The sequence below is a fragment of the Streptomyces sp. NPDC052114 genome, from assembly GCF_040680155.1.
Taxonomy (GTDB): Bacteria; Actinomycetota; Actinomycetes; order Streptomycetales; family Streptomycetaceae; genus Streptomyces.
Map to the genome: position 1 here is coordinate 291,117 of NZ_JBFAWC010000011.1, position 14,472 is coordinate 305,588.

The window sequence follows — 14,472 nt, forward strand, 5'->3', positions numbered from 1 at the left end:
GCCTCCGGCCCACGGGCCCGGCTCACTCCCAGTCCCAGGCGATGCCCAGGATCCCGGCCCGCACCTGCGGTTCGACCACGTGCACCGAGCGATGGCTGCCGCTCAGCGTCAGTTCCTGCCGGCCGCCGCGCGGCGCCGCCGCCGAGTGCTGGACGAAGCGGTGGCAGCGCACGGGCAGGGCCCGGTCGTCGAAGCGGATCTGCAGGGCGTACTGGCCGCCCGCGTAGGTGAAGCCGCGCACGTACTCGGTGGCCGCGCCCGCCGTACCGTCCTCGAAGCCGTAGCCGAACAGATGCGTGTCGCCCGCGCGCAGCCGGGTGTCGAAGAGCAGCTCGGCGACCATCACCCCCGTCCCCTGGTGCCACCGCACGCGGCCCGTGCGGCAGTTCTCCACGGCGCGCACGCGGACGCGGTCGGGGGCGCAGCCCGGATCGCCGTAGTGGATGGCCACATAGCGGTCCACGCCGTCGCGGTGGGCGCGCACGATGTGCTGGGACTCGCGGCCCACCAGCTCGCGCAGCGCCCCGATCCGCACCCGTTCGTGGTGGCCGATGGTGTGCAGCCCGCCGTCGACCGGCGAGCCGAGTTCGGTGAGGAGCCCGCGCAGCACGTCGGCGGCCTCCACCAGCGAGCGGTACGAGCGGGCGGCGGGCCGGTCCCGGTCGCCGCGCTCGGACGGCTGGACGAGGAGGCGGATCAGTGACTCCTCGGGGAGGCGGAGTATCTCCTCCAGGGCGCGCACGGCGCGCAGGGACTCGGCGCGCTGGGGGCGGCGGGCGCCCTGCTGCCAGTAGCTCAGGCTCGTCACGCCGACGTTGACGCCGTGGTGGGCCAGGTGGTGGCGGATGCGGTGCAGGGGCAGCCGTCGTGCGGCGATCGCGGTGCGCAGCGCGATGTGGAACGGTCCGGTGCGCAGCGCGGCCGCCAGATCCGCCTCGGGTCCGCTCTCGTCGGCCACCGTGCCGTGGCCGTCGGTGGGCCGTGTGCCGTGCCCGTCCGCGGGCCGTGTGCCGTGCTCGTCCGCGAGTCGTGTGCCGTACCGCAATGCGGACTCCTTCTGTGAACGTTCACTTCTGTGGCCCCGGCGTTCGTGCCGGTGGGAGCGGTGTGCCAGGTCGGCGCGCGGCCCGTGTTCACATCCGAACGCCGCCGTTCACGGCCCAAGTAATGCCGTATTCAAGCTTGTTGACCTGCACCCGACAACACTTGATGCTCAATCGCAGCGTCCGGACGCGATCCTCCACACCCCACATCCCCGCTTGGGAGGAACGCGATGCGCCCACCACACAAGAGGAGCGGCACAGGCAGACGGAGACACCTCTCCGCGCTCGCCGTCGCCGTTGCGGCCCTCTTCGCCGCGCCGACGGCCACCGCCACGGCGGCCCCGGCCGACCCCGCCCCCGCCCCCGTCACGTCGGCCGCGCCCGCGGCCCACGCGGCGCGCGGCACCGGCGCCGCCGACCCGTCCGTCCTGGCCGCCAAGCGCCTGAACATCACCATGCAGGCGCAGCAGAAGACCAACTGGTGCTGGGCCGCGGCCGGCAACACCATCGCCACGTTCATGGGCCGCAACTACAGCCAGAACCAGTTCTGCAACGCCGCCTTCGGCCGCAGCCAGAACACGGAGTGCCCCAACAACCAGGCCACGCTCGGCAATGTGCAGAACGGTCTGAGCTGGGCGGGCATCAACCCCGGTTCGTACGTGACCGGCTGGCTGCGCTATCCGACCGTGCAGGCGGAGATCAACGCGGGCCGCCCGGTCGAGACCCGCATCCAGTGGTCCAACGGCGGCGGTCACATGCACGTCATCTACGGCTACGACGACGCCAACAGCTGGGTCTACTGGGGCGACCCGTGGCCCTCCAGCGACCGCTACAACTGGGCCTCGCACGCCTGGTACGTCGACAACAACACCTTCTCCTGGACCCACTCGCTCTACCGGATCGGGGCGTGAGAGCGATGACCCGTCACCAGCCCCGCCACCTGGTCAAGGCCGCGCTCGCCGGATCGGCGGCCACCCTGCTGCTCGGCCTCGCCGCCCCGGCGGCCTCCGCCGACTCCGGCCCCGCGGCGCCCTCCCCGGCCTCCCGCGCCGCCGCCCACGAGGCGGCACAGGCGCCGAAGACCCTCGACACGCTCTCCCGCTTCTTCGCCCGCGAGGGAGCCGTCACCAAGGCCGCGGCCGACCCGCGGATCGAGGGCAGGGCCGTGCCCGTGTACTACCTCTCCCCGGAGTTCGTCGCCGGGCAGAAGGGCGCGCCGATCGCCCGGCTCCAGTTCCTCGCCAGCAAGGCGGTCTCCTCCGACGGCCAGGAGGCCTCGCTCTGGACGGTCGAACAGGGCCGCTCCTGGCAGGTCGTGAACATCGCCACCGGGGACGACGAGACCCACTACGCGCGCGTGGGCGCGGAGAAGGTCCCCGGAGGCACCGTCTTCCACGAGCCGCAGATCAACGCCTGGTACGTCCAGGACGAGAAGCACGCGCGCGTGCTGCCGCTCGACAAGGACGCGGTGCGTGCCGTGGGCGCCGAGGGGACCTCGGTCGCCGCCTACCGCAAGCGCGTCCAGAAGGCGTACGGCGACAAGCTGCCCGGCTCGGCGTACGAGAAGTCGGGCAAGGCGGGCGGCTACGACACCGCGAAGCCCGCGAAGGAACCGGCGCGGGCGTCTGCGCAGGAGCCCGCACAGGGCCCCGTCACCGTGGCGTCGTCGATAGCCGGGGCGGGCGCGCTGCTCACCCTCGGCATCTCGGGGACGGCACTCGTGCGGCGCCGTGCCGCGCGACGCCGGGGCTGACGTCCGGGGGAGCGGCGGCCGGGACGCCGGCCGCCGCTCCCGCACCCCGGGGCGCGCCCGCGCGTCAGCTCAGCGCGCTGCCCTCCCGCCACTGCTTCCAGCCGACGTTCCAGGCGCCGTAGCCGTTGCCCGCCGCCACGGTGTCCTTGGAGCCGACGACCCGCACGACGTCCCCGGGGATCACGTCCTCGTAGAAGCGCCGTGCCGTCCCGTCCGTGGACAGGCCTATGCAGCCGTGCGTGACGTTCCGCTCCCCGGCCGCCGCGTTCGCGTTCGGGTTCTCGTGGAGGTACGTCCCCGAAGCCGTCAGGTGGACCGCGTAGTTGTAGTAGTCCTTGTACGACTCCCCGTAGCCGACCGTCCGGGAGTCCATGAGCACCCGGGACTGCTTGTCCAGGACGACCATGGTGCCGTTCCAGGTGTCCATGCCCGGCGCGCCGGCGGTCACCTTCACCCGGCTCGTCCTCCCGTCCTTCACCACGGTCATGGTGTGGCTGCGCACGTCCACGGTGGCGACGAACGAACGGCCCACCGTGAACGACCTGGTGGTCTGCGCGCCCACCTCGACGGTGACCCTCGTGCCGGGCTTCCACTGGTCGCGCGGGCGGTAGTCGACGCGCTGCCCCTCGTGCAGATTGCGGTCCTTGACCCAGCTCCACGAACCGGTCACCCCGGGGTTCGCCTCCACCGCGAGCCGCCGCTCCACCGCGGCCCGCTCCGCCACCGGCACCGGACGGTCGAACGTGAGCGATATCGGCATGCCGACGCCGACGGTCTGCCCCTCCGCCACGTTCAGCCGCGCGCCCTTGAGCGCGGCCGGGTCCGCGACGGGCTTCGGCTTCCGCTTCGGCTTCCCGGCCGACGCGCGGTCCGCCGCCGTCGAGCCCTGCTTCGGGTCGTCCGCCGGCCCCGCGTCCCGCGCGCCGTCCTGCGCGGAGCACCCCGCGAGCACCAGCGAGCAGAGCGCCGCCGCCCCCCACACGCGCGCGTTGCGCCTCATCGTGCTTCCTGTGGTCATCGGTTCCCCCTGGGCTGTGTTTCGATGTACGGGACCTGTACGCACCGGGAGGGCGGCAGGTTGCACACCAGTCGCAGGAATTTCAGATGACGTGATCCGGCGTGGCCGGACGGGGGCGCGGGGGCATGACGGAGGACGAGTTCGACGCGTTCTACGCCGCCGCCTTCCCGCGCCTGGTCGGCCAGTTGTACGCCCTGACCGGCGACCACGGCGAGGCGCAGGACGTAGTCCAGGAGGCGTTCGTACGGGCCTGGGACCGCCGTCAGGACTTCCTCGCCGACGAGGCGCCCGAGGCCTGGATCCGCACCGTGGCCATGCGCCTGGCCGTGAGCCGCTGGCGGCGGGCCAGGCGCTGGCTCGACCTCGTGCGCAGGAACCCGCCCGCCGACCGCGTCCCCGGCCCGGGACCCGAGCACACGGCCCTGGTCCAGGCGCTGCGCACCCTGCCGGAGGCCCAGCGCACGGCCGTCGTCCTGCACCATCTGTGCGACCTGAGCGTGGAGCAGGTAGCCTCCGAGACCGGCTCGCCCGTGGGCACGGTCAAGGCCCGCCTCTCGCGCGGCCGGGCGGCGCTCGCCGCGCGGCTGTCCGCCGAGCGGGACGACGACGGCGGAGCCGACGGCGACCGTGACGGCGACGACGAGCCCAGCGCGAAGGAGGGTGGCCGTGTCCGATGACCTGACCTCCGCGCTCCGGGACCTGGCGGCCGGCCACGAGACACCCGCGCCCGTCGCCGGGGCGGAGATCCGGCGCCGCGCCGTCGTGCGCCGCCGCCGGCGCCGTACCGCGTACGCGGGAGCGGCCCTGGCCACCGCGGCCGTCGCCGTCACCGTCACCGCGGGCCTGCTGTCCGGCCCCGACGACCGCCCGCGCGAACACCCGGCCCCCGTCGCCACGGACGGCACCCCGAAGCCCGCCGCCACCGTCGACCTGTCCCGGCGCCTGATGACCGTGGCGGGCCGCGAGCTGCCCGTCTCGGCGGGCAGCTCCCGGCACCCCACCCCCACCGGCCCGCTGACGGTCGTCGCCACCCACCGCGAACAGCGCATGCCCGCCGGGGACTTCGGCCTCGGCGGCGAGTACGACCTGAAACTGCCCTGGGTCGTCGAGCTGCGCACCTCCGACGGCCGGACCACCTACGCCGTCGCCCTGACCTACGACGAGAAGGCGCCCGGCACCCGGGACATCACGCGCGGCTGGCTCGGCCTGCGCACCGACGACGCGAAGTGGCTCCACGACCGGCTGGAACCGGGCGACGTCATCGCCGTCGAGTCCGGTGCGCCCGCACGCTGAGCCGCGCTGTCAGCCCCCGCCAGTAGGCTGTCCGACATGGCCGACCCTTCCAGCTACCGCCCCAAGCCGGGACAGATCCCCGACGCCCCGGGGGTCTACAAATTCCGCGACGAGCACCGCCGGGTGATCTACGTCGGGAAGGCCAAGAGCCTGCGCCAGCGCCTGGCCAACTACTTCCAGGACCTGGCGGGTCTCCACCCGCGCACGCGCTCCATGGTGACGACGGCCGCCTCCGTGGAGTGGACGGTGGTCACCACCGAGGTCGAGGCGCTCCAGCTGGAGTACTCCTGGATCAAGGAGTTCGACCCCCGGTTCAACGTCAAGTACCGCGACGACAAGAGCTATCCGTACCTCGCGGTGACGATGAACGAGGAGTTCCCGCGCGTGCAGGTGATGCGCGGCCAGAAGAAGAAGGGCGTGCGCTACTTCGGGCCCTACGGCCACGCGTGGGCCATCCGCGACACCGTCGACCTCCTCCTGCGCGCCTTCCCCGTGCGCACCTGCTCCGCGGGCGTGTTCAAGAACGCCGCCCGCACCGAGCGCCCCTGCCTGCTCGGCTACATCGGCAAGTGCTCGGCGCCCTGCGTGGGACGCGTCACCCCCGAGGAGCACCGCGAACTGGCCGAGGACTTCTGCGACTTCATGGCCGGCCGCACGGGGACGTACATCCGCCGCCTGGAGCGGCAGATGACGGACGCCGCCGAGGAGATGGAGTACGAGCGGGCGGCGCGCCTGCGCGACGACATCGACGCCCTGAAGAAGGCGATGGAGAAGAGCGCCGTCGTCCTCGCCGACGCCACCGACGCCGACCTGATCGCGCTGGCCGAGGACGAGCTGGAGGCCGCCGTCCAGATCTTCCACGTCCGGGGCGGGCGCGTGCGCGGCCAGCGCGGCTGGGTCACCGACAAGGTCGAGGCGGTCACCAGCGGCGACCTCGTCGAGCACGCGCTCCAGCAGCTGTACGGAGAGGAGAAGGGCGACGCCGTGCCCAAGGAGGTGCTCGTCCCCGCACTGCCCGACCCCATAGAGCCGGTCCAGGAGTGGCTGACCGAGCGCCGCGGTGCGAACGTCTCGCTGCGCATCCCGCAGCGCGGCGACAAGAAGGCCCTCATGGAGACCGTCGCGCGCAACGCCCAGCAGTCCCTCGTCCTGCACAAGACCAAGCGCGCCTCCGACCTCACCACGCGCTCGCGCGCCCTGGAGGAGATCGCCGCGGCCCTGGACCTCGACAGCGCCCCGCTGCGCATCGAGTGCTACGACATCTCGCACCTCCAGGGCGACGACGTCGTCGCGTCGATGGTGGTCTTCGAGGACGGCCTCGCCAGGAAGAGCGAGTACCGCCGCTTCCAGATCAAGGGCTTCGAGGGCCAGGACGACGTCCGCTCCATGCACGAGGTGATCACGCGCCGCTTCAAGCGCTACCTCGCCGAGAAGGAGAAGACGGGGGACTGGATCGACGAGGAGACCGGTGAGATCGCCGACACCGGCCCGACCGAGGAGGACGGCCGCCCCAAGCGCTTCGCCTACCCGCCCCAGCTCGTCGTGGTCGACGGCGGCCAGCCGCAGGTCGCGGCCGCCCAGCGGGCCCTGGACGAGCTCGGCATCGACGACATCGCGGTGTGCGGCCTGGCCAAGCGCCTGGAGGAGGTCTGGGTCCCCGGCGAGGACGACCCGGTGATCCTGCCACGCACCAGTGAGGGGCTCTACCTCCTCCAGCGCGTCCGTGACGAGGCGCACCGCTTCGCCATCACCTACCAGCGCGCCAAGCGGGCCAAGCGCTTCCGCGCGGGGCCCCTGGACGAGGTGCCGGGCCTGGGCGACGCGCGCAAACAGACGCTGATCAAGCACTTCGGTTCGGTGAAGAAGCTCCGATCCGCGACAATCGACCAGATCTGCGAGGTTCCGGGTGTGGGCCGCAAGACGGCCGAGGCCGTCGTGGCGGCCTTCGCCCGGGCGGCACCGGCCGCACCCGCCGTGAACACGGCGACCGGAGAGATCATGGAAGAGGAGGAGCCCGTGACCGCGGGCACCTCGGAGGAACGACGGGGGCAGGAGACATGAGCGAGCACGACGAAGGTGGAGAGCAAGTGAGTGCCGGCACGTCCATCGAGACGCCAGGAGTCCCCGACGCCGCGATCCCCGAGCTGGTGATCATCTCCGGGATGTCGGGCGCCGGGCGCAGCACCGCGGCCAAGTGCCTGGAGGACCTCGGCTGGTTCGTCGTCGACAACCTGCCGCCCGCGCTGATCCCCACGATGGTGGAGCTCGGCGCCCGCTCGCAGGGCAACGTCGCCCGCATCGCGGTCGTCGTCGACGTACGCGGCAGGCGCTTCTTCGACAACCTCCGCGACTCGCTCGCCGAGCTGGAGTCGAAGAACGTCACGCGGCGCATCGTCTTCCTGGAGTCCTCGGACGAGGCCCTGGTCCGCCGCTTCGAGTCGGTCCGCCGCCCGCACCCGCTGCAGGGCGACGGCCGCATCGTCGACGGCATCGAGGCCGAGCGCGACCTGCTGCGCGAGCTGCGCGGCGACGCCGACCTGGTCATCGACACCTCCAGCCTGAACGTGCACGAGCTGCGCGCCAAGATGGACGCCCAGTTCGCGGGCGAGGAGGAGCCCGAGCTGCGGGCCACGGTCATGTCCTTCGGCTTCAAGTACGGCCTGCCGGTCGACGCCGACCTGGTCGTGGACATGCGCTTCCTGCCGAACCCCCACTGGGTCCCCGAGCTGCGCCAGTACACCGGCCAGAACGAGGAGGTCGCGGCGTACGTCTTCAACCAGCCGGGCGCCAAGGAGTTCCTCGACCGGTACGCCGAACTGCTCCAGCTCATCGCCGCGGGCTACCGCCGCGAGGGCAAGCGCTATGTGACGATCGCGGTCGGCTGTACGGGCGGCAAGCACCGCTCCGTGGCCATGTCGGAGAAGCTCGCGGCGCGCCTGGCGTCCGAGGGCGTGGAGACCGTCATCGTCCACCGGGACATGGGGCGCGAATAATGAAGCCCAACCGCCGGACCGTCCGCCTGACCCGGCTGGGCCGCAAGCGGGGCACCCAGCCGAAGGTGGTCGCGCTCGGCGGGGGCATGGGCCTGTCCGCCTCGCTCGCCGCGCTGCGCCGCATCACCGGAGCCGGAGACCTCACCGCCGTCGTCACGGTCGCCGACGACGGCGGCTCCAGCGGGCGGCTCCGCGACGAGCTGGGCGTGCTGCCGCCCGGCGACCTGCGCAAGGCGCTCGCCGCGCTCTGCGGCGACGACGACTGGGGCCAGACCTGGGCCCGCGTCATCCAGCACCGCTTCCAGTCCAAGGGCGACCTGCACGAGCACGCGGTCGGCAATCTGCTGATCGTCGCCCTGTGGGAGCAGCTCGGCGACCACGTCCAGGCCCTGGACCTGGTCGGCCGGCTGCTCGGCGCGCAGGGCCGCGTGCTGCCCATGTCGGCCGTGCCGCTGGAGCTCCAGGCCCTGGTCAAGGGCCACGACCCGGCGCGCCCGGACGACGTGGACACGGTCCGCGGGCAGGCCACGGTGGCCCTGACCCCGGGCGAGGTCCAGTCCGTGCACGTCGTGCCGCACGACCCGCCGGCCGTCCCCGAGACGGTGGCCGCGGTCCTGGACGCGGACTGGGTGGTGCTCGGTCCGGGCTCCTGGTTCTCCTCGGTGATCCCGCACCTGCTGGTCCCCGAACTGCTCGACGCGCTGACCGTGACGAAGGCCCGCAAGGTCCTCTCGCTCAACCTCGCGCCGCAACCGGGAGAAACCGAAGGCTTCTCTCCGCAGCGTCATTTGGAGGTTTTGGCCCGACACGCCCCTAAACTCGCCCTGGACGTGGTGCTGGCCGACGAGGCCGCCGTGCCCGACCGTGAGTCACTGACCGATGCCGCCAAGCGGCTCGGCGCCACGGTCGAGCTGGCGCCGGTGGCCCGGCCCGACGGAACTCCGAGGCACGATCCGGAGCTCCTGGCAGCCGCGTACGACCGTATTTTTCGGATGCATGGAAGGATCGGCCCATGGCGATGACGGCAGCGGTGAAGGACGAGATCTCCCGGCTCCCCGTCACCCGGACCTGCTGCAGGAAGGCAGAGGTCTCGGCGATCCTGCGGTTCGCGGGCGGCCTTCACCTGGTGAGCGGCCGCATCGTGATCGAGGCGGAGCTGGACACCGCGATGGCCGCCCGGCGGCTCAAGCGCGACATCCTGGAGATCTTCGGGCACAGCTCGGAGCTGATCGTGATGGCCCCCGGCGGCCTGCGGCGCGGCTCGCGCTACGTCGTACGGGTGGTTGCGGGCGGCGATCAGCTGGCCCGTCAGACGGGTCTCGTGGACGGCCGCGGGCGTCCCATCCGGGGTCTGCCGCCGCAGGTGGTCTCGGGGGCCACCTGTGACGCGGAGGCGGCCTGGCGCGGGGCGTTCCTCGCGCACGGCTCGCTCACCGAGCCCGGCCGCTCCTCCTCCCTGGAGGTGACCTGCCCGGGCCCGGAGGCGGCGCTCGCGCTGGTCGGCGCGGCCCGCAGGCTGCAGATCGCGGGCAAGGCGCGCGAGGTACGCGGCGTGGACCGCGTGGTCGTGCGGGACGGGGACGCGATCGGCGCCCTGCTCACCCGGCTCGGCGCGCACGAGTCGGTGCTCGCCTGGGAGGAGCGGCGGATGCGGCGCGAGGTGCGCGCCACCGCCAACCGCCTGGCCAACTTCGACGACGCGAACCTGCGCCGCTCGGCCCGCGCGGCCGTCGCCGCGGGCGCCCGGGTGCAGCGCGCCCTGGAGATCCTCGGCGAGGAGGTGCCCGAGCACCTCGCGGCCGCCGGCCGGCTGCGCATGGAGCACAAGCAGGCCTCCCTGGAGGAGCTGGGCGCGCTCGCCGACCCGCCGCTGACCAAGGACGCCGTCGCCGGTCGCATCCGCCGTCTCCTGGCGATGGCCGACAAGCGCGCCCAGGACCTCGGCATTCCGGGTACGGAGTCCAATCTGGGCGACGATCTCGCCGACAGCCTCGCCGACAACATGGCGGTCTGACCGACCCGCGGGCTTCCCGAGCCGCCGGTGCCCCCGAGGCACCGGCGGCTTCTTTGCGTCCTCCTTAATGTCACTCTTCACGACATATTGACATGATCATGAAGTGTCACGAGCCTGGCGTTCGCGCACAAACGTGCCGGACAACTGCAAGGGGGGCTCATGAGACGAAGAGCGAGCGCGAGGTCGGTCCTCGCCGCGGGCGCACTGCTCATCGGCGGCCTCGCCGCCGCGCCGAACGCCCAGGCCAGCGGGGCCGCGAAGGCCCCGGCCGACGACGACCCCGCGGCCGTGAAGGTCTATCAGGCCGAGGTCACCAAGAAGCAGATACCGATCCTCGTCAAGGCGGGTCAGGACGCCCACGAACTGGCCGGGCAGACGCCCGAACGCGGCACCGGCCGCGTCGAGCTGTATCTGACCGAGGGGCAGGCCAAGGCGATCGAACGGCAGGGCGTCGAGCTCAGCGAGCACAAGGTCTCCAAGGCCGCGGAGAAGCGGCTCAAGGCCGCGGGGGACGGGGTCTTCCGGCCGTACAGCGGAAAGGGCGGGCTCCAGGAGGAGATCGTCAAGACCGGTCAGGCCCACCCCGACCTCACCAAGGTCGTCTCCATCGGCAAGACCCTCCAGGGCAAGGACATTCTCGCCCTGAAGCTCACCAAGGGCGCCAAGAAGTCCAAGGACGGCTCGAAGCCGTCCACCCTGTACATGTCCAACCAGCACGCGCGCGAGTGGATCACTCCCGAGATGACCCGCCGCCTGATGCACCACTACCTGGACAACTACGGCAAGGACCAGCGCATCACCAAGCTCGTGAACTCCACCGAGCTGTGGTTCGTGCTCTCCGCCAACCCCGACGGCTACGACTTCACGCACGCCGCCGAGGCCAACCGCCAGTGGCGCAAGAACCTCCGCGACGTCGACGGCGACGGGAAGATCGCGCCGGGCGACGGCGTCGACCTCAACCGCAACTTCGCCTACAAGTGGGGCTACGACAACGAGGGTTCGTCGCCGGACGCCTCGAACGAGACCTACCGCGGCACCGGACCGATGTCCGAGCCCGAGACCAAGGCGCTCGACCGCTTCCAGAAGCGCATCGGCTTCACGTACGGGATCAACTACCACTCGGCCGCCGAACTGATCCTCTACGGAGTGGGCTGGCAGGTCGCCACGCCCACCCCGGACGACGTCCTCTACAAGGCGCTGGCCGGCACGCCCGAGAAGCCCGCGATCCCCGGCTACCACCCGCAGGTCTCCTCCGAGCTCTACACCACCAACGGCGAGGCCGACGGCCACGCGGGGAACGTCAACGGCTTCTCCATGTTCACCCCGGAGATGTCCACCTGCCAGACCGCGTCGAACGTGGACCCCAATGACGCCTGGAAGCCCGAGGACTGCGCGTCCATCTTCACCTTCCCGGACGACGAGAAGCTGATCCAGCAGGAGTTCGCGAAGAACGTCCCCTTCGCGCTCGCCGTCGCCGAGACCGCGCTCCACCCCGACCAGCCGGTCTCCGTCACCGGCATCGAGGCCCCGGACTTCACGCCCGGCTCCTTCACCACCTCCTACGCGCGCGGCGCCGACCAGGAGGTCGCCGTCACCGCCCGCAAGTCGGTGCGCGACAAGGAGCTCAACTACCGGATCAACGGTGGCCGTACGCACGACGAGGACGTCAGGGCCTGGAAGGGCGGCGAGACCTACGGCGGCGAGGACAACCTCCACTTCGACCAGTACCGCGCGAAGGTCGAGGGCGCGCGCGTGGGCGACAAGGTCGAGGTGTGGTTCACCGGCCGCACGAAGAAGGGCCGCACCGAGAGCGAGCACTTCACGTACACCGTCGCCGAACGCCCCAAGGCGAGCACGCTCGTCGTCGCCGAGGAGGGCGCACCGGCCACGCAGGCCCAGAAGTACGTCGACGCCCTGAAGGCCAACGGCCGCTCGGCCGCCGTCTGGGACGTCGCCAAGCAGGGCGTCCCGCACCCGCTCGGCGTCCTGTCGCACTTCTCGGCGGTCGTCCACTACACCGGTGACCCCGTCCCCGGGGCGGCCACCCAGCTCGCCCTGCGCGACTACCTCAACGAGGGCGGCAAGCTCGTCGAGTCCGGCGAGCGCACCGGCGGCAACGTCGACCTCGGCGAGGCGCTCACCGACGACTTCGCGCAGTACTACCTCGGCGCCTACGAGCGGCTCTCCGCGCCCGGCGTCAAGAGCTTCGAGGGCAGCGGTGCCCTCGCCGGGGTGAAGACCCCGCTCGCCGCCGCCGACACCAACCCGCTGGACAAGGCGGGCCGGTTCACCGTCACCTCGGACAACCTGCCGCCCCAGCAGTTCCCGCAGTTCAAGAGCGAGGCCGCGGGCTCCTACCCGGGTCTCAGCAACCCGTACGCGCCCTTCGAAGGCCAGGGCATGGCGTCGGCCACCCACGCCGACCAGGACTGGAAGCGGCTCACCCGCACCATCGACCTCACCAATGTCACCGCCGCCGACCAGCCGGAGCTGCGGTTCCAGCTCAACTGGAGCCTGGAGAACGGCTACGACCACGGGATCCTGGAGGCCCACACCGCGGGCGCCGACGACTGGACCACGCTGCCCGACAAGAACGGCAACTCGTCGAGCGCCGTGCCCGCCGAGTGCGGGGCCGGGTTCTTCCTCAACGGCCACCCCTTCCTCAAGCACTACCTGACGCTCGGCGCGAACGGCTGCACGGCCAGTGGCACCACCGGCGCGTGGAACAGCTTCACCGGGTCCTCCGGCGGCTGGAAGCCGGTCGCCTTCGACCTGAGCCCGTACGCGGGCAAGAAGGTCGAGGTCTCCCTGAGCGCCATCACCGACCCCTCCACCGGGGGGCGCGGCCTCTTCGCCGACAACGCGCAACTGGTCGTCGGCGGCGATGTCAAGGAGACCGAGGGATTCGAGACCTCGCTCGGCTCCTGGAGCGTCGCTCCGCCCCCGGCCGGCAGCCCCAATATCACAGGTGACTGGGCGCGCACCGGGGAGCTCTACCGTTCCTACGCGGCCGTCACAGCGCGTGACAGCGTGCTGCTCGGCTTCGGGTTCGAGCATGTGCCCGGAAACGCCGAGAGGGCCGCTCTTATGGGCGCCTCCCTGGCACATCTGCGCGGCTGACGCTGCGTAATCGGGACCAAGGTCCCGGTGGCCCGTATTCCTACTGAGGGGTACGGGCCACAGTGCCGCATACGGGCGCTCTCGATGTCACCTCAGGGCCCTCAGAGAGGTAGGGTCGGAGGCGGTCGGGGACATCCCATACAACTCGCCGGCGTCTAAAACCGGCGTACCAACGAGGAGATCGGTTCGTGACGATCCGCGTAGGCATCAACGGCTTTGGCCGCATCGGTCGCAACTACTTCCGCGCCCTCCTTGACCAGGGTGCGGACATCGAGATCGTGGCTGTCAACGACCTGGGTGACACCGCCACCACGGCTCACCTGCTCAAGTACGACACCATCCTGGGCCGCCTCAAGGCCGAGGTGTCGCACACCGAGGACACCATCACCGTCGACGGCCACACCATCAAGGTGCTGTCCGAGCGCAACCCCGCCGACATCCCGTGGGGCCAGCTGGGCGTCGACATCGTGATCGAGTCCACCGGCATCTTCACCAAGAAGGCCGACGCCGAGAAGCACATCGCCGGCGGTGCCAAGAAGGTCCTCATCTCGGCTCCGGCCAAGGACGAGGACATCACCATCGTGATGGGCGTCAACCAGGACAAGTACGACGCGGCCAACCACCACGTCATCTCCAACGCCTCCTGCACCACCAACTGCGTGGCGCCGATGGCGAAGGTTCTCGACGAGAACTTCGGCCTGGTCAAGGGCCTGATGACGACGGTCCACGCGTACACCAACGACCAGCGCATCCTGGACTTCCCGCACAAGGACCTGCGCCGCGCCCGCGCCGCCGCGGAGAACATCATCCCGACCACGACGGGTGCCGCCAAGGCCACCGCCCTGGTCCTCCCGCAGCTCAAGGGCAAGCTCGACGGCATCGCGATGCGCGTCCCGGTCCCGACCGGCTCCGCCACCGACCTGGTCGTCGAGCTGGAGCGCGAGGTCACCAAGGACGAGGTCAACGCCGCGTTCAAGAAGGCCGCGGACGGCGAGCTCAAGGGCATCCTGTACTACACCGAGGACGAGATCGTGTCCTCGGACATCGTCAGCGACCCGGCGTCCTGCACCTTCGACTCCTCCCTGACCATGGTCCAGGAGGGCAAGACGGTGAAGATCCTCGGCTGGTACGACAACGAGTGGGGCTACTCCAACCGTCTCGTCGACCTCACCGTCTTCGTCGGCGGTCAGCTCTAGTCACCAGAGCAGACACCCAGATGTGAGCACAGGGTCCGGACC

The 14,472-nt window shown here is 71.3% G+C and carries 12 protein-coding genes; 10 read left to right on the forward strand and 2 right to left on the reverse strand.

Annotated elements, in window-relative coordinates; genetic code table 11:
* Positions 1 to 22: 22 nt before the first annotated feature.
* A complete protein-coding gene (locus AB0L89_RS25395; RefSeq protein WP_365145215.1) occupies positions 23 to 958 on the reverse strand; it encodes a hypothetical protein in 936 nt (311 codons plus the stop codon).
* A gap of 315 nt (positions 959 to 1,273) precedes the next feature.
* Here AB0L89_RS25395 and AB0L89_RS25400 point away from each other — a divergent pair, with 315 nt between their 5' ends.
* A complete protein-coding gene (locus AB0L89_RS25400; RefSeq protein WP_365145004.1) occupies positions 1,274 to 1,954 on the forward strand; it encodes a papain-like cysteine protease family protein in 681 nt (226 codons plus the stop codon).
* Between the two features lie 5 nt (positions 1,955 to 1,959).
* A complete protein-coding gene (locus AB0L89_RS25405; RefSeq protein ID WP_365145007.1) occupies positions 1,960 to 2,796 on the forward strand; it encodes a hypothetical protein in 837 nt (278 codons plus the stop codon).
* Between the two features lie 64 nt (positions 2,797 to 2,860).
* On the opposite strand, the gene AB0L89_RS25410 is transcribed toward AB0L89_RS25405, so the two are convergent.
* Positions 2,861 to 3,796, reverse strand: a complete 936-nt coding sequence (locus tag AB0L89_RS25410; RefSeq protein WP_365145010.1) for a L,D-transpeptidase — start codon at positions 3,794 to 3,796, stop codon at positions 2,861 to 2,863.
* A 143-nt stretch (positions 3,797 to 3,939) separates the two neighbouring features.
* On the opposite strand from AB0L89_RS25410, the gene AB0L89_RS25415 reads away from it, so the two are divergent.
* The 8 genes from AB0L89_RS25415 to gap all read left to right on the forward strand — a co-directional run bounded on the left by AB0L89_RS25415 (position 3,940) and on the right by gap (position 14,430).
* Entirely contained in the window at positions 3,940 to 4,491 is a 552-nt protein-coding gene (locus AB0L89_RS25415; RefSeq protein WP_365145013.1) for a SigE family RNA polymerase sigma factor, read from the forward strand.
* Complete coding sequence (locus AB0L89_RS25420; protein WP_365145016.1) at positions 4,481 to 5,107, forward strand: L,D-transpeptidase; 627 nt, start codon at positions 4,481 to 4,483, stop codon at positions 5,105 to 5,107. The genes AB0L89_RS25415 and AB0L89_RS25420 overlap by 11 nt, the downstream gene beginning before the upstream one ends.
* A gap of 36 nt (positions 5,108 to 5,143) precedes the next feature.
* Entirely contained in the window at positions 5,144 to 7,168 is a 2,025-nt protein-coding gene (uvrC, locus tag AB0L89_RS25425) for an excinuclease ABC subunit UvrC (protein ID WP_365145019.1), read from the forward strand.
* On the forward strand, positions 7,165 to 8,100 hold the full coding sequence (rapZ, locus tag AB0L89_RS25430; protein ID WP_365145022.1) for an RNase adapter RapZ: 936 nt from the start codon (positions 7,165 to 7,167) through the stop codon (positions 8,098 to 8,100). The genes uvrC and rapZ overlap by 4 nt, the downstream gene beginning before the upstream one ends.
* Positions 8,100 to 9,122, forward strand: coding sequence for a uridine diphosphate-N-acetylglucosamine-binding protein YvcK (gene yvcK / locus AB0L89_RS25435; protein WP_365145025.1), 1,023 nt, complete (start codon positions 8,100 to 8,102; stop codon positions 9,120 to 9,122). Before rapZ ends, yvcK begins: the two co-directional genes overlap by 1 nt.
* The gene (gene whiA, locus AB0L89_RS25440) at positions 9,113 to 10,114 is read left to right on the forward strand and encodes a DNA-binding protein WhiA (RefSeq protein WP_365145028.1); all 1,002 of its coding nucleotides are present in this window, start codon (positions 9,113 to 9,115) and stop codon (positions 10,112 to 10,114) included. The genes yvcK and whiA overlap by 10 nt, the downstream gene beginning before the upstream one ends.
* Before the next feature lie 159 nt (positions 10,115 to 10,273).
* Entirely contained in the window at positions 10,274 to 13,234 is a 2,961-nt protein-coding gene (locus tag AB0L89_RS25445) for a M14 family zinc carboxypeptidase (RefSeq protein ID WP_365145031.1), read from the forward strand.
* Positions 13,235 to 13,422: 188 nt separating this feature from the next.
* Complete coding sequence (gene gap / locus AB0L89_RS25450; protein ID WP_365145034.1) at positions 13,423 to 14,430, forward strand: type I glyceraldehyde-3-phosphate dehydrogenase; 1,008 nt, start codon at positions 13,423 to 13,425, stop codon at positions 14,428 to 14,430.
* Positions 14,431 to 14,472: the final 42 nt, after the last annotated feature.

Bases quoted from the DNA above. Each gene is read 5' to 3' on its own strand.
- uvrC (WP_365145019.1), top strand. From the start codon at position 5,144: ATGGCCGACCCTTCCAGCTACCGCCCCAAGCCGGGACAGATCCCCGAC.
- yvcK (WP_365145025.1), top strand. From the start codon at position 8,100: ATGAAGCCCAACCGCCGGACCGTCCGCCTGACCCGGCTGGGCCGCAAG.
- rapZ (WP_365145022.1), top strand. From the start codon at position 7,165: ATGAGCGAGCACGACGAAGGTGGAGAGCAAGTGAGTGCCGGCACGTCC.
- AB0L89_RS25445 (WP_365145031.1), top strand. From the start codon at position 10,274: ATGAGACGAAGAGCGAGCGCGAGGTCGGTCCTCGCCGCGGGCGCACTG.
- AB0L89_RS25405 (WP_365145007.1), top strand. From the start codon at position 1,960: ATGACCCGTCACCAGCCCCGCCACCTGGTCAAGGCCGCGCTCGCCGGA.
- whiA (WP_365145028.1), top strand. From the start codon at position 9,113: ATGGCGATGACGGCAGCGGTGAAGGACGAGATCTCCCGGCTCCCCGTC.
- AB0L89_RS25415 (WP_365145013.1), top strand. From the start codon at position 3,940: ATGACGGAGGACGAGTTCGACGCGTTCTACGCCGCCGCCTTCCCGCGC.
- AB0L89_RS25410 (WP_365145010.1), bottom strand. From the start codon at position 3,796: ATGAGGCGCAACGCGCGCGTGTGGGGGGCGGCGGCGCTCTGCTCGCTG.
- AB0L89_RS25400 (WP_365145004.1), top strand. From the start codon at position 1,274: ATGCGCCCACCACACAAGAGGAGCGGCACAGGCAGACGGAGACACCTC.